Below are 18,595 nucleotides of genomic sequence, written 5' to 3' on the forward strand. Positions count from 1 at the left end.
GTATGAATATTTTACAGGAAATGAGACAGCGCCGCCTTTTTTTTGACGGCGGTATGGGAAGCCTGCTTCAGGCAAAAGGCCTGCGGGCGGGAGAACTGCCGGAGCGGTGGAATGTAACCCATCCGGAGGAAATTACCCGGATCCATCTTATGTATCTGGAAGCCGGGGCGGATATTATGACCACCAACACCTTTGGGGCCAATGGATTGAAGTATGGGGATGAACTGGAAGAAATTGTAAAAGCGGCGGTGGAGAATGCAAAAAAGGCGGTACAGGAGGCGGGGCACGGCTATGTGGCGCTGGATCTTGGGCCGACGGGAAAGCTGCTGAAACCTTTGGGGGATCTGGAATTTGAGGATGCGGTATCTCTTTATAAAGAAGTAGTGTCTTACGGTGTCTCAGCCGGGGCGGATCTGGTGCTGATTGAGACCATGAGCGACAGCTATGAGCTGAAGGCAGCGGTACTGGCGGCAAAGGAAGCGGGGATTTCTCCTGAGACGGGTGAGAGGCTTCCCATTTTTGCTACGGTCATTTATGATGAAAAAGGAAAGCTTCTTACCGGTGCAGATGTGTCTTCTACGGTAGCTCTCTTAGAAGGCCTGGGAGTGGATGTGCTGGGAATCAACTGCGGTCTGGGGCCGGTGCAGATGAAGGGTATCCTTAAGGAGATCCTTCAGGTGTCGTCCACTCCGGTGCTGGTAAATCCCAATGCAGGACTTCCAAGGAGCGAGGGCGGAAAGACCGTTTATGACATTGACGCGGCTGAGTTCGGACAGGTGATGGAAGAAATTGTAAAAATGGGCGCGGTGATCGTGGGCGGCTGCTGCGGAACCGGCCCGGAACATATCCGTGAGACGGTGATGCGGTGCAAAAAACTTCCGGTGAACTGGCCGGAAAAGAAACGCCGGACGGTGATCTCATCCTATTCTCAGGCGGTGGTATTCGATCGCAGGACAGTGATCATCGGAGAGCGGATCAACCCTACAGGAAAGCCGAAGTTTAAGCAGGCTCTGCGTGATAACGATCTGGAATATATTCTGCGGGAGGGAGTGAACCAGCAGGATAATGGAGCGGATGTTCTGGATGTAAATGTGGGGCTGCCGGAGATCGACGAGCCTTCTGTGATGGAGGCGGTGGTAAAAGAACTCCAGGCGGTAATTGATCTGCCGCTGCAGATTGATACGTCTGATGTTGAGGCAATGGAGCGGGCCTTAAGGGTTTATAACGGAAAAGCGCTGATCAATTCGGTTAATGGAAAAAAAGAGGTCATGGAACAGATTTTTCCGCTGGTGGCAAAGTACGGCGGCGTGACGGTGGGACTGTGCCTGGATGAGGATGGAATACCGGAAACGGCAGAGGGCAGGATCGCGGTGGGAAGAAAGATCATCGAGACGGCAGCCTCTTATGGAATCGGGCCGGAGGACATTATTCTGGACGGTCTGTGCATGACGGTAAGTTCCGATAATAAAGGGGCGCTGACTACACTGGAAACCCTTCGCAGGATTCGGGATGAGCTGGGCGGCAAGTCCGTGCTGGGGGTGTCCAATATTTCCTTTGGGCTGCCTCAGCGGGAGATCATCAACAGTGCTTTCTTTACCATGGCTATGGAATGTGGGCTGAATGGGGCTATTATCAATCCAAATTCTGAGGCTATGATGCGGGCTTACTACAGCTTTAACGCTCTGATGGACCGGGATCCCCAGTGCAGCCGGTATATCAGCATTTACAGCGGACAGACAGGCAGTCTTGGGCAGACCATACGGCAGGGCGGAAAGGAAGGAGCGCAGGAAAGCACCGGCAGCGCATCCTTAGGGGCCTGCATTGAGCGGGGACTTAAGGAGGCTGCGGTGGAAGCGGTAACCCTCCTTTTAAAGGACAAAGAGGCTCTGGAAGTGATCAATACAGAGATGATTCCGGCTTTGGACCGGGTGGGAAAGGGCTTTGAGAAGGGAACCGTATTCCTGCCCCAGCTTCTGATGAGCGCCGAGGCAGCCAAAGGCGCGTTTGAGGTCATTAAGGCAGAAATGGAAAAGACCGGCCGGGGCCAGGAGAAAAAAGGAGTCATTATCCTTGCTACGGTTAAGGGGGATATCCATGATATCGGAAAGAATATTGTTAAGGTTCTTCTGGAAAACTACAGCTACGAGGTCATCGATCTGGGAAAGGATGTACCGCCTGAGACCATCACAGAGGAAGCGGTAAAACGCCATGTTCCTTTAGTGGGGCTGAGCGCGCTTATGACGACCACTGTTCCAAGCATGGAGGAAACCATTCGCCAGCTGAGGCAGAAAGCGCCCTGGGTGAAGGTGATGGTGGGCGGCGCTGTGCTTACCAGGGAGTATGCGGATACCATTGGGGCAGATGCCTACTGCAAGGATGCCATGGCGTCGGTTCACTATGCAGAGACGGTGATTGGATAAGGGAAGGCAATGCCGCCGAGGCGGCAATATATCAGAAAAGAGGAAATATATGCTTGATAATCAAAGAGAAAATATAAAGACTCTCTTAAAGGGAGCCTGGGTCGGCGGCACGATGACCGTGCCTGGAGTCAGCGGCGGGTCGATGGCCATGGTGCTTGGAATTTATGACCGCCTGATTACCTCTGTGAGCCGTATTTTTAAGGAGCCGGGAAAATCCATCCCCTTCCTTTTGTGGTTTGCGGTGGGAGGCTGTGCCGGGATAGTGCTTTTTTCCAGAGGCATCAGCCTGCTGCTTACCACAAAAGCGGCGGTTTCGGCCCGGTTCTTCTTTTTAGGAGCCGTAGGCGGAGGGATCCCTCTGATCTTTAAAGAAGCGGGAATCCGGCGGTTTGGCTCAAAGGATGCCATTTTTGTGGGAATCGGTATTTTAAGCGCGCTGCTGCTGACACTGATTCCAACCGGCCTGTTTGCGCCGGGAGAAAGCGGCAGCCTGTCCTCCGTTCTTTTACAGGCTGTCGGCGGCGTGATCATCGCAGTGGCTTTAGTCCTTCCAGGCATCAGCGCCTCTCAGATGCTGTATATGCTTGGAATCTATGAAAGCACCCTGCAGGCAGTCAGCCATCTGGATATCATGGCCTTAATCCCTCTGGGAATCGGCGGCCTGGCGGGAACCTTTGTATCTGCGAAGGTGCTGGAGGGACTTCTGGAAAAGCACACAAGACCCACCTTCCTAATTATACTGGGCTTTATGTTCGCCTCATTGCCGGAGCTTTTTCCGGGGATCCCCACGGGAATGGAACTGGTGTACAGCCTGGCGGCCCTGGCGGCAGGATTTTTCCTTCTGTTTAAAATAGGAAAGGTAAGCTGACCGCATTTTAGGCGTTTTTGAGAAAAAATCTGAATGAGCAGAAAGGGTACGCTCTAGCCAAGGCCCGTTTTCTGTGATATGATAGATACCCTTAGAGGGTGGAAGCGTTTCCGCCTTCTGGGGGTATTTTACCATCGGTGCAGCAGAGCGCGGTTTGCGCGGCTGCCGGGGCAAAAAAACGTGGTATGGCGGGGACACGGATCAAGACAGGGAGGAAATCGGTTATGTATAAATGCTGTATTTTTGATTTAGACGGCACTCTGGTAAATTCCATTTATGCGCTGAAACAGTCTGTAGACCAAACGCTTCAGCATTTTGGCCTGGGGCCTGTTTCCATAGAAGATACGAAGCGGTTCGTGGGCGACGGCTATAAAAGACTGATCGAGAGGTCTTTAAAGGCATACGGGGATCCAGAACTGACCCACTATGAAGAAGCGCTGACCGTATATAACGAAGTATTTAAGGAATGCTGCCTTTACCGGGTGGAGGCCTATGAGGGAATCCCGGAGCTGCTGTCATTTTTAAAGGAACAGGGGATTTTCTGTACCGTCCTTTCCAATAAGCCTCATCAGAGGACACTGGACAATGTAAGTCATGTTTTTGCTCCAGGCACCTTTGACCGTGTATACGGGGAGCGGGAGTCCCAGGGGATCCGCAAAAAACCGGCTCCGGACGGAGTGAACGCTCTGATCCGGGAACTGGGCCTTGAAAAGAGCCAGTGCCTCTATCTGGGGGACACCAATACAGATATGGAAACAGGACAAAATGCTCAGGTAGACACAGCAGGTGTCCTTTGGGGTTTCCGTGGGAGAGAGGAATTAGAAGGATTCCACCCCAGGCTGCTTGCGGCTCATCCCATGGATGTAAAGGAATTCATTAAGGATGTGAACCATATTGAGTAAAAGAAGAGAAAAAGAAAAAAAACGGATGCCTTGCGGGAACCCATTGAGACTGGCCTCACTGCTTATGGCAGTTCTTTTGTGTCTGGGGCTTGCAGGCTGCGCGGGGCGTTCTGGAGGCAGTGAAGGGGAAAATATCTCTGGGAGAGATGGGGGCACAAAGGAGGATGAACGTCTTTTTGTGGCCACAACCATTTTCCCGTATTACGATTTTGTACGCCAGATCGGCGGGGACCGGGTGCGGCTGAAGCTGGTAGTGCCTGCGGGAATGGACAGCCATTCCTTTGAGCCGACTCCGGCGGATATGATTACTCTGCAGAACGCAGATCTTTTGATCTGCAACGGCGGGGCTATGGAGCAATGGGTGAAAAAGGTGTCGGATTCCCTGGATACCAGCCATATGAGGCGTCTTACCATGATGGATTATGTGGATGTGGTGGAAGAGGAAGTTGTGGAAGGAATGGAGGAGGAGGGCCATGATCACAGCCATGAGGATCACGACCATGCCGGCCATGATGAGGCAGACCATAACCATAAGACAGAACAGGCGTCTGGAGCTCATGAAACGGAGGATGAGGCGGAAACATCAGGAACCGAAGGCGTTTATGAGCCTGCCCGGTTTGAAACTCACGATGGACAGGAGCTGGAGATCGAATATGATGAACATATCTGGACTTCTCCTGTCAATGCGATGGAAATTGTGAAGATCATTTCAGACACTCTGGCAAATATGGATCCCGCCAACGAAGCCTACTACCGGGACAATGAGGCGGCCTATCTGGCAGAACTTTCCGAACTGGACAGCCAGTTCAGACAGGTGGTATCTCAGGGACGCCACAGGATGATGGTAGTGGCAGATAAATTCCCTCTGCGGTATTTTGCCGACACATACGGTCTGTCGTATCGTGCCGCCTTTTCCGGGTGCAGTACAGACACGGAGCCCAGTGCCAAGACCATTGCCTATCTCATTGACCGCGTTCGGGAGAATCACCTGACAGCCGTATACTATCTGGAACTTTCCAGCCATCGGACAGCAGATATTATCAGCGAGGAAACAGGGGCCAAGCCTCTTTTGTTTCATTCCTGCCACAATGTGAGCCGCAGAGAATTTGATGAGGGCGTCACGTATCTGCAGCTGATGCGCCGGAATGTGGAGAACCTGCGGCAGGGACTTAAGTAGGAGGAGAAATGGAACCATTGATCAGATGTGAGCATATGGATCTCGGATATGAGAACCAGGATGCAGTGGTAGATGTAAACATGGAAGTATGCCCCGGAGATTATCTCTGTATCGTGGGCGAGAACGGTTCGGGAAAAAGCACGCTGATGAAGGGGCTTCTGGGCCTGCTAAAGCCTTCAGCGGGCGTTCTTACGGTATCGGAGGAACTGAAAACTACCGGAATCGGTTATCTTCCCCAGCAGACGGCCGCCCAGAAGGATTTCCCGGCGTCGGTCCGTGAGGTGGTATTAAGCGGCTGTTTAAGCAGAAGAGGACGGCGTCCCTTTTATTCCCGGACGGAGAAGCGGATTGCCGCAGAAAATATGGAGCGTCTGGGGATCACACCTCTGGCAAAACACTGTTACCGGGAGCTTTCCGGGGGGCAGCAGCAGCGGGTGCTCATTGCAAGAGCGCTGTGCGCCACTACGAAACTCCTTCTTTTAGACGAACCCATCACGGGGCTGGATCCCATGGCGATCCAGGATTTTTATGCAATGTTAAGAAAACTGAACCGGGAGGATGGGGTTGCGATCCTCATGGTATCCCATGACCTTCGAAATGCTGTAGAGGAAGCCAATAAGATCCTTCACCTTCAAAAACAGGTTCTGTTTTATGGCCCGGCCCATGATTATATGAACAGCAGGGCCGCCGGCCATTTCTTCCATGAGAAGGAACAGGGGCAGTGCGTGCCTACTGCTGCCTGCCACATGGCCCGGCAGAAGGATGAAAATGAGAACTCTCCCTTAAAGGAAGAGGACGGCTGTAAAGGAGGCTGCTGCCATGACCATACTAAGTGAAATGCTTTCCTATCCATTTTTAGTCCGCGCCCTGGCGGGAGGTATGTTAGTGTCTTTGTGCGCTTCCCTGCTGGGTGTGAGCCTGGTATTGAAACGATATTCCATGATTGGGGACGGCTTGTCTCATGTATCCTTCGGCGCGCTTTCCATCGCGCTGGCCATGGGCTGGTCCCCTCTTAAGGTGTCTGTTCCGGTGGTGGTGCTGGCGGCATTTTTTCTGCTGCGCATTACGGAAAACAGCCGGATCAAAAGCGATGCCGCTATTGCCATGATCTCTGCGAGCGCCCTGGCGATCGGCATCATCGTTACATCCCTCACCACGGGAATGACCACGGATGTAAGCAGCTATATGTTTGGAAGCATCCTGGCCATGACAAAAGAGGATGTGGTTTTTGCCGTGGCGTTAAGCCTGATTGTGCTGGGGCTTTTCATCCTCTGCTATAACCAGATGTTTGCTGTGACCTTTGATGAGAACTTTGCAAGGGCCACCGGCGTCAATGTGGGTTTTTACAACATGGTGATCTCCGTGCTGACGGCGGTTACCATCGTGCTTGGAATGCGGATGATGGGCGCTATGCTGATCTCAAGCCTCGTGATCTTTCCCTGTCTCACCTCCATGCGGGTATTTAAAAGCTTTGGCGGGGTCATGATCTCATCTGGGATTCTGTCACTTATCTGCTTTGTTCTGGGAATGATGGCCTCCTACCAGTTTTCCACTCCGGCGGGAGCCAGCGTGGTAGTGGTAAATCTGCTGGCCTTTGGCATTTTCAGCGCATGGAAGGTGCTTGGCAGGAGAAAATAGGACGCGTACGCGCCGGGCCCCATGTGGAGCCTGTGTCAGAGCCTTGACATTACTGACGGGATGTGCCACAATATTAAGTTGGTAAGAGTTTGTGAATCAGCAGAAAGAAGGAAAAATCAGATATGACAAAAATTGATATTATCTCCGGTTTTCTTGGGGCCGGAAAGACTACATTTATTAAAAAACTGTTAAAAGAGGCTGTGTCCGGCGAGCAGGTGGTGCTGATTGAAAATGAATTTGGCGAGATCGGCATTGACGGCGGATTTTTAAAGGATTCCGGTATTGAGATCCGGGAGATGAACTCTGGCTGTATCTGCTGCTCTCTGGTGGGAGATTTTGGAAAATCCCTGGCAGAGGTGCTGTCCACCTATAAGCCGGACCGGATCATCATCGAGCCATCGGGAGTAGGCAAGCTGTCCGACGTTATGAAGGCCGTGATCGACGTGTCCGCAGATATGGATGTGGCGTTAAACAGCGCTGTGACCATTGTAGACGCTGCCAAGTGCAAGATGTATATGAAGAATTTCGGCGAGTTCTTTAACAATCAGATCGAAAATGCGGGTACCATTGTTTTGAGCCGTACCGATATCACAGACGCGGATAAGATTCAGAAGGCTGCAGATATGATCCGTGGGAAGAACCCAAAAGCAGTGATCGTTACAACTCCGTTGGCAGAGTTGGGCGGAGATCAGCTTCTTGAGATTATTGAGAAAAGAGACACCATGCTGGATGATCTGCTGGAAGAGGTGAGAGAGCATCATCACCACGACGGCGAGTGCGGCTGCCATGGCCATGAGGGTCATGAGCATCATCACCACGGCGGCGAGTGCGGCTGCCACGGCCATGAGGGTCATAAGCATCATCATCACGACGGCGAGTGCGGCTGCCACGGCCATGAGGGTCATGAGCATCATCATCACGACGGCGAGTGCGGCTGCCACGGCCATGAGGGTCATGAGCATCATCACCACGACGGCGAGTGCGGCTGCCATGGCCATGATGACGAGGGCCACCACCACGCAGATGAGGTGTTCACCAGCTGGGGGATGGAGACTATCGTTCCCGTGACAAAGGATCAGCTGGAGGATATCTTAAAGCGTCTGGCAGACACGAAGGAATTTGGAGATGTACTCCGCGCAAAGGGAATGCTGCCCACGGAAAATCCCGGCCAGTGGCTGTACTTTGATCTTGTTCCTCAGCAGTATGAGATCCGCGAAGGCCGTCCGGATTATACGGGTAAGGTATGCGTAATCGGTGCCAGTTTAAAGGAAGAAGAGTTAAACAGCGTATTTGCAAGAGGCTAAAGAGGTTTATATGATGGGAAATGAGATAGATGATAATGTAATGCCGGTGTTTCTGATCAACGGCTTTCTGGAGGCTGGAAAAACCCAGTTTCTGGAATTTACTATGAATCAGGAATATTTTCAGGCAGAAGGAAAGACGCTGCTGATCGTGTGCGAAGAGGGGGATACAGAGTATGACGAGAAAAAACTTAAAAAAAATCGCACGGCAGTGGTGTATGTAGACGATTATTCCAAGCTGACCCCGGAATATCTCAATGAGCTGGAGGTGATCTACCGGCCGGAGCGTGTGCTGATGGAGTGGAATGGTATGTGGAATCAGGATGAATTAAAGCTTCCTGAGGATTGGGCCGTTTACCAGCAGATCACCATTATTGACGGCTCTACCTTTGAACTGTATCTGCAGAATATGAAGCCGCTTTTAGGGCCTATGCTGCGCAGCTCCGAGCTTGTGATCATGAATCGCTGCGACGGTATTCCTGATGAGAAGCTTACCTCTTACCGCCGTACCATCCGGGCCATGAGCCGCGACAGCGAGATCGTGCTGGAGGATAAGGACGGTGAGATTGAGCAGACTACGCTGGAAGAGGATCTGCCCTATGATATCAATGCAGAGGTGATCCGGATCAAACCGGAACACTATGGGATCTGGTATATTGACTGTATGGATCAGCCGGAGCGCTACCAGGGAAAGACAGTGGAATTTACCGCCATGGTCTTAAAATCCCCTAAATTCCCCAAGGGACATTTTGTGCCGGGCCGTATGGCCATGACCTGCTGTGAAGCGGACATGACCTTCTTAGGGTTTATGTGCAGATGGAAGGATGCGGAGCAGTACCGCACCAGGCAGTGGGTTAAGGTTCGCGCCAGGGTGGGGATCGAGTATCAGAAGGATTACCACGGTGAAGGCCCTGTGCTTTACGGAGAATATGTGGAGCCGGCTGAGGAGATCAAGGATATTGTTCAGTTTTAAAATGCTGTAAAATAGTTTTATGAGGGTACAGGTCTAAAGAGGCAGGTATCCTCATATTTTATTATCAGCTACGATAAGATCCGGAGGTACAGGGATGAAGCAGCAGATAGTATACGGGCTGGCCCTTTCCGGCGGAGGTGCCAGAGGGGCTTCCCATATCGGCGTTTTAAAAGCCCTGGATGAGGCAGCCCTGAAACCGTCCTGGATCGCCGGCACCAGCGCCGGGGCCCTGGCAGCCGGTCTGTATGCCTCAGGGCTGGAAATTTCAGAGATGGAGGAAACGGTGCATTACTTGTCTCGTTGGGGAAAGCATTATCTGGATCCCCAGTACAAAGCCATGGCGGCCCTGATTCCCAGGCTGTTATCCGGCCGCCCGCTGACTCTTTCGGGGCTTTTAAAAGGAAACCGCCTTCAGTCTTATTTCTGCATCCTGACCGGGGGCAAAAAGCTGGATGAAGCTCTTCTTCCGCTGGTGATCCCGGCGGTGGATTTGAACACCGGCGATACGGTGGCATTTACCAATGTGGAAAATCCAGAGAAGATGCCCCATGTCCAGTGGGAATGGGAGGCACGTCTATGTGAGGCTATGATGGCCAGCGCCAGCTTTCCGGCTGTCTTTTCGCCAAGGCGGATGGGAAGCCGGCTTTTAGTGGATGGAGGGGTGGCGGCTAATCTGCCCGTCCGGCTGTTAAAACGTGCAGGGGCAGGGCCTGTGCTGGCGGTGGATGTGGGAAACGCCTATGACCCGCCAAGGGACGATTCTCTGCCGGAGGTGGTGACGCATTCTTTTTCCATTATGAGCCGCCGCTTAAAGGACTGCAGTTCCCTTGGAGAGGCGTTTCTTTTGACGCCGCCCCAGCCGGAGGGAGCTGGCCTTCTTACCTTTGATACGATGGAAATGTCCATGAAAATGGCGTACAGCTACACAATAAAGAAACTGCCTTCTATTCGGGCGGCACTTCAGACGGCAGGAAGCTATGCGTGCAGTCAGTAAGTCTATGGTTTTGGGCCCGAGGCGTTTGTATCCACAGGATTAAAAAATATCTTGACAATCATGCAGCAGGGGGATATACTCAACTCATAAATTAAATAAAATCTTCAGGGCAGGGTGCAATTCCCTACCGGTGGTACAGCCCACGAGCCGTAAGGCATGATTCGGTGAAACTCCGAAGCCGACCGTATAGTCTGGATGAAAGAAGATTGTGGAATGCAGAAAGAAGGATTGCTTTCTGTGTATAGCATAGTGCTCTGGTGTGTATTACATTCCAGAGTTTTTTTGTGTATATTGATCGCAGGAGTTTCCTGCGGCGTTCCCCTTGGCCCTGAACGGTTTTGTTCAGGGCATTTTTTTATCTGGAGGTGATGAGATGAATGACAGCGCATATATGAATCTTGCGCTGCAGCTTGCAAAGAAAGGCCGCGGCTGGACATCTCCCAATCCTATGGTGGGGGCTGTCATTGTAAAAAACGGGAAGATCATCGGGCAGGGATGGCATGAAGCATATGGCAGGCCCCATGCAGAGCGGAATGCTCTGGAAACCTGCACGGAAAATCCCAAAGGCGCGGTTATGTATGTGACATTGGAACCGTGCTGTCACTATGGGAAACAGCCACCTTGCACGGAGGCCATTATAAACGCAGGCATTTCCCGCGTAGTGACCGGTTCCGCCGATCCAAATCCGAAGGTTGACGGGAAGGGAATTCAAATTCTGCTAGAGCATGGGATCAAGGTGACAGAGCACGTTTTGCAGGAGGAATGTGACCGGCTCAATGAAGTGTTCTTTCACTATATTTTAACGAAACGTCCCTTTGTAGTGATGAAGTATGCGATGACCATGGACGGGAAGATTGCCGCTTACACGGGTGCGTCAAAATGGATCACAGGAGAAACCGCACGAAATCATGTGTGGAAACAGCGCCGCCGGTATACGGCAATTATGGCAGGGGTTGGAACGGTGCTGGCAGACGATCCCATGCTGGACGGCCGGATAAAAAACGGGAAAAATCCCATACGCATCATCTGTGATACCCGACTTCGCACACCGCTTCATGCACAGGTTATTTCCACAGCCGAACAGATTCCCGTCATTCTTGCGACCTGCTGCAATGACAGGGATAGGAAGCGTATTTACGAGGAAAAGGGCTGCCGTATCTTTACGGTTGAGGAGAAAGAGGGTCATGTGAATCTGGAAAAGCTGATGGAAAGGCTGGGGCGGGAGCAGATTGACAGCATTTTGCTGGAGGGCGGCGGTACGCTCAACTGGGCGGCGCTTGAAAGCGGCATCGTTCAAAAAGTACAGGCTTATATTGCCCCGAAGCTGTTTGGCGGAGAAAAAGCAAAGACACCGGTAGAGGGCGCAGGCGTTGAGTTTCCTTCTTCTGCGTTTCAACTAAAAAACAGCACAGTCATACGCCTGGGTGAGGATATTCTGATAGAAAGCGAGGTGAAGCCAAATGTTCACGGGGATTATTGAAGAAATCGGAACCGTAAAGCAGATCAGACAGGGAACGGCCTCTGCGGTTTTGAATATCCGTGCAGAGCGTGTGCTGGAGGGAACAAAGGTGGGCGACAGCATTGCGGTTAATGGGATCTGCCTGACCGTTATATCCCTGTTTCCCGACGCCTTTACAGCGGACGTTATGCACGAAACACTGAACCGTGCGGCAATGTCAGGGCTTGCCTGCCAAAAACGCGTGAATTTAGAGAGGGCCATGCAGATAAACGGCCGTTTTAACGGGCATATGGTAGCCGGCCATATAGACGGAACAGGAAAAATCATCCATATACATAGAGACGATACGGCAGTCTGGTTTACAATACAGACAAAGCCGGAAATAATGCGTTATATTGTGGAAAAAGGCTCTGTGGCGATTGACGGCATCAGTCTTACCGCGGTAAATATTAAAAAGACCAGTTTTTCTGTTTCAGCCATTCCACATACGGTAAGGCAGACCATTTTGCAGGATCTGAAAGAGGGGGAGCTTGTTAATCTGGAAACCGATCTTATGGGGAAATATGCGGGAAAATTTCTGTTTCCCTCTGCAGAGCAGCAGAAGGGTCATAGGATCACAAAGGAATTTTTAACCAATTGCGGATTTTAGGAGGTAAGGATGAGAGCATTTAACACAGTGGATGAGGCAATAGAAGATTTAAAAAAGGGTAAAATTATCTTGGTCACAGATGATGCGGAGCGTGAAAATGAGGGGGATTTTATCTGTGCGGCAGAGTTTGCCACCACGGAAAATATCAATTTTATGGCAACCTACGGAAAAGGGCTGATCTGTATGCCTATGTCAGAGGACTACGTGAAAAAGTTAGAAATCCCTCAAATGGTAGATAAAAACACAGACAATCATGAAACCGCTTTTACGGTGTCCATTGATCATGTATCAACGTCTACGGGGATTTCAGCAGCAGAACGCTCGGCAACGGCGCTTGCCTGTGTGGCAAAAAATGCGAAGCCAAAAGATTTCCGCAGACCTGGACATATGTTTCCTCTGCTGGCAAAGAAAAACGGCGTACTGGAACGAAACGGACACACAGAGGCTACAGTGGATTTATGCCGTCTGGCCGGTTTGAACACGTGCGGGCTGTGCTGTGAAGTGATGGGAGATGACGGGACCATGATGCGTACGCCGGAACTTTTGGAGCTGGCGCAGCGTTTTGGGATAAAAATCATCACGATCCGGGATCTGCAAAATTACAGAAAGTGTCATGAGAGGCTGATCGACCGTGTAACTTCGGTCAAAATGCCCACAAAGTACGGGGATTTTACTGCCTGCGGATATGTGAATCGGCTGAATGGAGAACATCATGTGGCGCTGATAAAAGGCGAGGTTGGCGATGGAACGGATATTTTATGCCGCGTTCATTCCGAGTGTCTGACTGGTGATGTCTTTGGCTCTCTGCGGTGCGACTGCGGACAGCAGCTTGCCGCCGCTCTGATGCAAATAGAAAGAGAGGGACGGGGAATTCTGCTTTATATGCGGCAGGAGGGGCGCGGGATCGGGCTTATCAATAAAATGAGGGCTTATGAACTGCAGGAAAAGGGGATGGATACGCTGGAGGCCAACCTCGCGCTGGGATTTTCCGGGGATGAGCGGGAATATTATATTGGAGCGCAGATTTTGAGGGATTTGGGCGCTACAAGTATCAGACTTTTGACGAATAACCCGGATAAGGTATATCAACTGGAAGAATTTGGAATGAAGATAACTCAGCGAGTACCGCTTCAGATGGCGGCTACGGCCCATGATTTGTTTTATCTGAAAACCAAGCAGGCCCGTATGGGGCATATTTTAAACTATTAAGAGTGAAAGTGAGGAAAATGGATATGAAAATATTTGAGGGGAAACTGGTATCACATGAAATAAAAATCGGTATTGTTGCGGCAAGATTTAATGAGTTTATCACTTCAAAACTGTTAAGCGGAGCCGTGGACGGACTGCTCCGTCATGATGTGAAAGAGGAGGATATTCATGTTGCCTGGGTGCCGGGAGCGTTTGAGATCCCTCTGACTGCGTCAAAAATGGTCAAAAGCGGAGCCTACGACGCGGTGATCTGCCTGGGTGCGGTCATTCGCGGTTCAACCAGCCATTATGATTATGTATGCAATGAGGTTTCAAAGGGAATTTCAGCCGTATCGCTGGAAAGCGGAGTCCCTGTGCTGTTCGGTGTTCTCACGACCGAGAATCTGGAACAGGCCATTGAGCGGGCGGGTACAAAAGCCGGGAATAAAGGCTATGACTGCGCGGTAAGCGCTATTGAGATGGTGAATCTGATCCGGGAAATAGAAAAATAGAGAATAAGGCGGCGGGGGATTCTTCCGAAAAAACTGGACACACCGCATATTTTGTGCTAAACTACCATCATTGTGAGTAAGACAGATGGCCGCTGCTGCGATACCGAGAGGCCGCAGGAGAGGAAAGTCCGGGCTTCACAGGGCAGGGTGCCAGATAACGTCTGGCGGAGGCGACTCCAGGGATAGTGCAACAGAAATATACCGCCGGCTTTCGGGCTGGTAAGGGTGGAAGGGCAGTGTAAGAGACTACCGCCCGGCTGGTAACAGGCGGGGCATATGTAAACCCCACTCGAAGCAAGACCAAACAGGAAGCATATGGCGGCCCGTCAGCTTCCGGGTAGGTTGCTTGAGGCTGCCGGTGACGGCAGTCCTAGATAGATGGCCATCCAATGACATAACCCGGCTTATCGTTTTGCTCACAGTGCAAAGAAGATCACAGGGATCGGAAGAGACTCATTCCGTCCAGGTGGTCTTTTTTACTGCACAAACTGTCTTGTCATATATCAAAAATGATTGACAAGACAGTGGCGGGGCGGTAAAATGAAAATCGTTTAGATTCCGGTTTGTAAAGCCGGAGAACAGGGAGGAAATGATGATGAACCATATTTTCAAGACAAAATTCAATGCAGCCTGTTTCGTGCTGATTCCGGCCTGCATCGGCATCAACTATCTGGGTAAGCTGTTTGCTTCTGTTTTAAAGCTGCCCCTGTGGCTGGACTCTATTGGCACCTGCATCGGCGCTGTCCTGGGAGGACCGGTGATCGGAGCGATCTGCGGCGCGGCTAATAACCTGATCTACGGCTTTACCACAGGAGATGCCATTACTCTTATCTATGCCCTTACCAGCCTGTGTATCGGCGTAGCAGTGGGAATCATGGCAAGACTGGGACAGATGAAGAGCCTTAAGGGCGCTGTTCTTACTGCCTGCGCAGGAGGTTTTACGGCTGTTGCGGTCTCCACCCCGCTGAATATCCTGTTCTGGGGAGGCACCACAGGAAATGTATGGGGCGATGCTGTATTTGCCTGGTCTCAGGCATCGGCTATGCCGGTTGTCCTTGGCTCTCTCCTTGATGAGATAGTGGTGGATGTGCCGGATAAGCTGATTACTCTGTTGATCACCTATGCTATTGTAAAGGGGCTTCCCAGGAAGCTGACCTCCCTGTATGATGTAAATGAGGAGATCGAAAGGCTGGATTGACCAGACGGGGAATGACCAAGGAAAGGGACGGATATGAAACGGATCACTCTTTATGTGGAACAGGACACCTGGCTTACCAGGCTCCATCCATTTTCAAAACTGTTTTACATACTCACAGCGGTGGCGGTTCCCCTGGCCGGGGGAGCGCTGTGGATGTACGGGCTTATGATTGCCATAAGCCTGTGTTTTCTCATCAGCGGAAAGGTAATCGGGCGGGTGCTGCCCCTGATTGCCTTTTCCTTTACCATTATTCTGACGGTATTTCTGATCCATGGATTGTTTAACCAGAACAATCATGACCTGCTGTTTCAGGCAGGTCCTCTTAAATTTTACAGAGAGGGCCTTTTGTATGCCCTCCGCATTGGCTGCAATATTTTAAATATGCTTCTGGCTTTTGCTGTGTTCGTGCTTTCTGTGCGCCCGGCGGATCTGGTAGAAGATCTGGAGCAGCTGGGCTTTTCGCCCCGTTTTGGCTATATGATCAATTCCGTTTTTCAGATCATTCCGCAGATGATGGGAACGATGAATATAATCATGGATGCCCAGAGGAGCCGGGGAATGGAGACGGAGGGGAATCTTATTACCCGGGCAAAGGCATTTATCCCCCTGATATCCCCTGTAGTCAGCAGTTCCCTGATCAACACCAGGGAACGGGCCATTGCTCTGGAGGTTCGGGGGTTTGGGAGCGGCGAGAAAAAGACCTTCCTGCGGGAACGCAGGATGGAAAAAAGAGACCACGGGTTTATGACCTGTATGGCGGCGCTTGTGATTATTTCTGTGGTTTGGAGGATCATTCATGTCATTTATTAGTGTGGAACATTTAAAATACCGTTATCCCCATGGAAAGAGGCTGGCTCTGGATGGCCTGGACTTTCAGGTGGAAAAAGGGGAATTTATCGGCATAGCAGGAGCAAATCAGGCAGGAAAGAGCACGCTCTGCCAGGCCCTTGCTGGACTTGTTCCCAATATGTTTAAGGGAGCTTACGGCGGCAGAGTGTGGGTGGATGGTCTGGAGACGGAAGCAGTGCCTGTGGCCCGGCTGTGCAAAAAGGTAGGGCTTGTTTTTCAAAACCCCTTTAACCAGCTTTCCGGGGCAAAGGATACCGTGTTTGAGGAAGTGGCCTTCGGCCTTCAGAACCTGGGAGTGCCGGCTTCTGAAATCCGGCGGCGGGTGGAGGAAAAACTGCGTCTTTTAGAGATAGAAGGGTACAGAGACCGCAATCCCTTTGATTTGTCCGGCGGCCAGATCCAGAGGGTAGCCCTGGCGGGTATCCTGGCCATGGAGCCGGATGTGCTGGTACTGGATGAACCAACCTCCCAGCTGGATCCACAGGGCAGCGATGAGGTGTTTCAGGTGGTGGAGAAGCTGGCCCATTCGGGTATTACCATTTTTATGGCAGAGCATAAAGTGGAAAAACTGGCCTCCTACTGTGATAAGATCCTTCTGCTCCATGAGGGAAAACAGATTGCCTTTGATACGCCGGAGCGTATTTTCTCCAGAGATGATCTGGAAATGTTTGGAATGGAGGCACCTGTATTTACCAGGGTCAGCCGCAGCTTTGGGGTGACGCTGGGATATCTTAAGGATCAGACCTCAGGTCTTTTATACCCTGTCACAGAGGAGGAGACAAAGGCGCTTAGGGAACAGTTTCCAAAGGAGACGCTTAAGATCCTTGAGAAAAGTACCGGCGAAATGAAAGAGCCGCATAAAGGCGAAGAAAATACAGGTGCTATCGGGCGGCAGGAGGAGTCTCAAAAGGAGGATGCAGTATTTGCTCTGGATCAGGTTTCATTTTCTTATACAGCAGATACGCCTGTTCTGCAGGGACTGGATCTGACTCTGGATACACGCCCTACGGCAATCGTGGGCCAGAACGGAGCAGGAAAGACCACGCTTATAAAGCTTTTAAAGGGGCTTTTAAAGCCGCAGTCCGGGCGGATTTTATTTCAGGAAACAGACCTGGCAAAAAAGACGGTGGCGGAACTGGCAGGCAGCATCGGATATGTATTTCAGAATCCCGACGATCAGATTTTTAAAAACCGCGTGCTGGATGAAGTAATGGTCGGGCCTTTAAATATAGGGATGGACCGGGAAAAGGCTCTGCGTCACGCAGAGGAAGCCCTAAAGACAGTAGGACTGTGGGAGGTCAGAGACGAAAACCCCTATGATCTGGATCTGTCGGAGCGCAAACTTACAGCCATTGCCTCTGTCCTTGCCATGGACACCAGGGTTCTGATCCTGGACGAGCCGACCATCGCCCAGGACGTAAGGGGGCGCCGCTGCATCGGAGAGATTGTCAGAAGGCTCAGATCCCAGAAAAAAGCGGTGATCGCTGTTTTGCATGATATGGATTTTGCGGCAAAATATTTTGAGCGTATCATCGTCATGGCCCATGGACGTGTACTGGCGGACGGAGACGGGCGGAAGGTGTTCTATGACGCGTGTGCCTTAAAGGAGGCTCATCTGGAACAGCCTCATGTTACTGCTCTCTGCGCCGGGCTGGGCTTTTTGGGGAGATATTTGACAGTAGAGGATATGGAAATTTTAAAGGAGGAAGGAAGATGACGGAAGGAGAAAAGAGAAGAGAAGGGATTATAAAACGCCTGAGCACAGCGGATGCCCCTGTATCCGGAACGGAGCTTGCGAAGGAATTTAAAGTCAGCCGCCAGGTGATTGTCCAGGATGTGGCTCTTTTGCGGGCAGAGGACAGGGGGATTCTTTCTACCTACCGGGGCTACGTCCTTCAGAAAAATACCGGTCGGGAAGGCTCCTGTATCCGGGTGTTTTCTGTGGATCACACAACGGAGGATACGCTGGATGAGCTGCAGACGATTGTTGACTGCGGCGGCCGTGTGCTGGACGTATCGGTGGAGCACAGGCTCTATGGACAGATCCGGGCGGATCTGATTATAAACAACCGCCTGGATGCGGCGGAATTTACGGAACAGATGGCCCGCTGCACCGACCAGCCCATGAAGGCTTTGACCGGCGGATGCCATTATCATACTGTGGCTGCGCCCTCTGAACGCAACCTGGACCGGATTGAGGAGGAACTGAGAAAGAAGGGATATCTGATGAAAAAGGAGGAAAGGCTGTAATGGTATGATGAATTTACTGTACAGGAAATGAAAGACCCGGCGTATAACGTAAGTCATGCTTTTAACTCAGGATAAAATCTGTAATCGCAAACAACCTATTAAAAACGGTGAATATATGCAAAAAAGAGTATTGTAAAATTGGAGAAAATTACGATATTGCTTTTTACAAAATAAAAAACTATAATATAAAACATCAGATGAATTTGGGGAAGAATAG

General features: G+C 51.1%; 17 protein-coding genes, 1 other RNA gene and 1 riboswitch. All 18 genes read left to right on the forward strand.

Annotated features, from left to right (window positions below):
• The first annotated feature begins 2 nt into the window (after window positions 1-2).
• Window positions 3-2,420 carry a homocysteine S-methyltransferase family protein gene (locus HW447_RS06620; protein ID WP_176254525.1) on the forward strand — a complete coding sequence of 806 codons (2,418 nt, stop codon included), beginning with the start codon at window positions 3-5 and terminating at the stop codon, window positions 2,418-2,420.
• 49 nt (window positions 2,421-2,469) lie between these two features.
• Window positions 2,470-3,288 carry a DUF368 domain-containing protein gene (locus HW447_RS06625; RefSeq protein WP_243176226.1) on the forward strand — a complete coding sequence of 273 codons (819 nt, stop codon included), beginning with the start codon at window positions 2,470-2,472 and terminating at the stop codon, window positions 3,286-3,288.
• Between the two features lie 224 nt (window positions 3,289-3,512).
• Complete coding sequence (locus HW447_RS06630) at window positions 3,513-4,190, forward strand: HAD family hydrolase (protein WP_176254526.1); 678 nt, start codon at window positions 3,513-3,515, stop codon at window positions 4,188-4,190.
• Between the two features lie 25 nt (window positions 4,191-4,215).
• Window positions 4,216-5,367 (forward strand): metal ABC transporter substrate-binding protein, encoded by a 1,152-nt coding sequence (locus HW447_RS06635; protein WP_176254581.1) that lies wholly within the window; start codon window positions 4,216-4,218, stop codon window positions 5,365-5,367.
• An 8-nt stretch (window positions 5,368-5,375) separates the two neighbouring features.
• The gene (locus HW447_RS06640; protein WP_176254527.1) at window positions 5,376-6,203 is read left to right on the forward strand and encodes a metal ABC transporter ATP-binding protein; all 828 of its coding nucleotides are present in this window, start codon (window positions 5,376-5,378) and stop codon (window positions 6,201-6,203) included.
• A complete protein-coding gene (locus HW447_RS06645; RefSeq protein ID WP_176254528.1) occupies window positions 6,187-7,005 on the forward strand; it encodes a metal ABC transporter permease in 819 nt (272 codons plus the stop codon). Before HW447_RS06640 ends, HW447_RS06645 begins: the two co-directional genes overlap by 17 nt.
• Before the next feature lie 122 nt (window positions 7,006-7,127).
• Entirely contained in the window at window positions 7,128-8,309 is a 1,182-nt protein-coding gene (locus tag HW447_RS06650) for a CobW family GTP-binding protein (RefSeq protein WP_176254529.1), read from the forward strand.
• Window positions 8,310-8,322: 13 nt separating this feature from the next.
• Window positions 8,323-9,279, forward strand: a complete 957-nt coding sequence (locus HW447_RS06655; protein WP_176254582.1) for a TIGR03943 family putative permease subunit — start codon at window positions 8,323-8,325, stop codon at window positions 9,277-9,279.
• Between the two features lie 94 nt (window positions 9,280-9,373).
• On the forward strand, window positions 9,374-10,273 hold the full coding sequence (locus tag HW447_RS06660) for a patatin-like phospholipase family protein (RefSeq protein WP_243176227.1): 900 nt from the start codon (window positions 9,374-9,376) through the stop codon (window positions 10,271-10,273).
• A gap of 96 nt (window positions 10,274-10,369) precedes the next feature.
• Window positions 10,370-10,484: riboswitch (FMN riboswitch) on the forward strand.
• Window positions 10,485-10,646: 162 nt separating this feature from the next.
• Window positions 10,647-11,753 (forward strand): bifunctional diaminohydroxyphosphoribosylaminopyrimidine deaminase/5-amino-6-(5-phosphoribosylamino)uracil reductase RibD, encoded by a 1,107-nt coding sequence (ribD, locus tag HW447_RS06665; RefSeq protein ID WP_176254530.1) that lies wholly within the window; start codon window positions 10,647-10,649, stop codon window positions 11,751-11,753.
• The gene (locus HW447_RS06670; protein ID WP_176254531.1) at window positions 11,734-12,381 is read left to right on the forward strand and encodes a riboflavin synthase; all 648 of its coding nucleotides are present in this window, start codon (window positions 11,734-11,736) and stop codon (window positions 12,379-12,381) included. The genes ribD and HW447_RS06670 overlap by 20 nt, the downstream gene beginning before the upstream one ends.
• Before the next feature lie 9 nt (window positions 12,382-12,390).
• Window positions 12,391-13,590, forward strand: a complete 1,200-nt coding sequence (locus HW447_RS06675) for a bifunctional 3,4-dihydroxy-2-butanone-4-phosphate synthase/GTP cyclohydrolase II (protein WP_176254532.1) — start codon at window positions 12,391-12,393, stop codon at window positions 13,588-13,590.
• 23 nt (window positions 13,591-13,613) lie between these two features.
• Window positions 13,614-14,081 (forward strand): 6,7-dimethyl-8-ribityllumazine synthase, encoded by a 468-nt coding sequence (gene ribH, locus HW447_RS06680; protein WP_176254533.1) that lies wholly within the window; start codon window positions 13,614-13,616, stop codon window positions 14,079-14,081.
• Window positions 14,082-14,154: 73 nt separating this feature from the next.
• Window positions 14,155-14,504, forward strand: an RNA gene (gene rnpB / locus HW447_RS06685) — RNase P RNA component class A.
• Between the two features lie 172 nt (window positions 14,505-14,676).
• Entirely contained in the window at window positions 14,677-15,279 is a 603-nt protein-coding gene (locus HW447_RS06690; RefSeq protein WP_176254584.1) for an ECF transporter S component, read from the forward strand.
• Between the two features lie 33 nt (window positions 15,280-15,312).
• Complete coding sequence (locus tag HW447_RS06695; RefSeq protein ID WP_176254534.1) at window positions 15,313-16,089, forward strand: energy-coupling factor transporter transmembrane component T family protein; 777 nt, start codon at window positions 15,313-15,315, stop codon at window positions 16,087-16,089.
• Window positions 16,076-17,845 carry an ABC transporter ATP-binding protein gene (locus HW447_RS06700; protein ID WP_176254535.1) on the forward strand — a complete coding sequence of 590 codons (1,770 nt, stop codon included), beginning with the start codon at window positions 16,076-16,078 and terminating at the stop codon, window positions 17,843-17,845. The genes HW447_RS06695 and HW447_RS06700 overlap by 14 nt, the downstream gene beginning before the upstream one ends.
• Window positions 17,842-18,378: a transcription repressor NadR gene (locus HW447_RS06705; RefSeq protein ID WP_176254536.1), complete on the forward strand. Its 537-nt coding sequence runs from the start codon at window positions 17,842-17,844 to the stop codon at window positions 18,376-18,378. The genes HW447_RS06700 and HW447_RS06705 overlap by 4 nt, the downstream gene beginning before the upstream one ends.
• The last annotated feature ends 217 nt before the right edge of the window (window positions 18,379-18,595 follow it).

Origin of the sequence: Enterocloster alcoholdehydrogenati, from assembly GCF_013282095.1 — a bacterium.
GTDB lineage: Bacteria > Bacillota > Clostridia > Lachnospirales > Lachnospiraceae > Enterocloster > Enterocloster alcoholdehydrogenati.

What these genes read in the sequence shown, in the direction of transcription:
- HW447_RS06620 (WP_176254525.1), top strand. Translation starts at nt 3, where the DNA reads ATGAATATTTTACAGGAAATGAGACAGCGCCGCCTTTTTTTTGACGGC.
- HW447_RS06625 (WP_243176226.1), top strand. Translation starts at nt 2,470, where the DNA reads ATGCTTGATAATCAAAGAGAAAATATAAAGACTCTCTTAAAGGGAGCC.
- HW447_RS06630 (WP_176254526.1), top strand. Translation starts at nt 3,513, where the DNA reads ATGTATAAATGCTGTATTTTTGATTTAGACGGCACTCTGGTAAATTCC.
- HW447_RS06635 (WP_176254581.1), top strand. Translation starts at nt 4,216, where the DNA reads ATGCCTTGCGGGAACCCATTGAGACTGGCCTCACTGCTTATGGCAGTT.
- HW447_RS06640 (WP_176254527.1), top strand. Translation starts at nt 5,376, where the DNA reads ATGGAACCATTGATCAGATGTGAGCATATGGATCTCGGATATGAGAAC.
- HW447_RS06645 (WP_176254528.1), top strand. Translation starts at nt 6,187, where the DNA reads ATGACCATACTAAGTGAAATGCTTTCCTATCCATTTTTAGTCCGCGCC.
- HW447_RS06650 (WP_176254529.1), top strand. Translation starts at nt 7,128, where the DNA reads ATGACAAAAATTGATATTATCTCCGGTTTTCTTGGGGCCGGAAAGACT.
- HW447_RS06655 (WP_176254582.1), top strand. Translation starts at nt 8,323, where the DNA reads ATGGGAAATGAGATAGATGATAATGTAATGCCGGTGTTTCTGATCAAC.
- HW447_RS06660 (WP_243176227.1), top strand. Translation starts at nt 9,374, where the DNA reads ATGAAGCAGCAGATAGTATACGGGCTGGCCCTTTCCGGCGGAGGTGCC.
- ribD (WP_176254530.1), top strand. Translation starts at nt 10,647, where the DNA reads ATGAATGACAGCGCATATATGAATCTTGCGCTGCAGCTTGCAAAGAAA.
- HW447_RS06670 (WP_176254531.1), top strand. Translation starts at nt 11,734, where the DNA reads ATGTTCACGGGGATTATTGAAGAAATCGGAACCGTAAAGCAGATCAGA.
- HW447_RS06675 (WP_176254532.1), top strand. Translation starts at nt 12,391, where the DNA reads ATGAGAGCATTTAACACAGTGGATGAGGCAATAGAAGATTTAAAAAAG.
- ribH (WP_176254533.1), top strand. Translation starts at nt 13,614, where the DNA reads ATGAAAATATTTGAGGGGAAACTGGTATCACATGAAATAAAAATCGGT.
- HW447_RS06690 (WP_176254584.1), top strand. Translation starts at nt 14,677, where the DNA reads ATGAACCATATTTTCAAGACAAAATTCAATGCAGCCTGTTTCGTGCTG.
- HW447_RS06695 (WP_176254534.1), top strand. Translation starts at nt 15,313, where the DNA reads ATGAAACGGATCACTCTTTATGTGGAACAGGACACCTGGCTTACCAGG.
- HW447_RS06700 (WP_176254535.1), top strand. Translation starts at nt 16,076, where the DNA reads ATGTCATTTATTAGTGTGGAACATTTAAAATACCGTTATCCCCATGGA.
- HW447_RS06705 (WP_176254536.1), top strand. Translation starts at nt 17,842, where the DNA reads ATGACGGAAGGAGAAAAGAGAAGAGAAGGGATTATAAAACGCCTGAGC.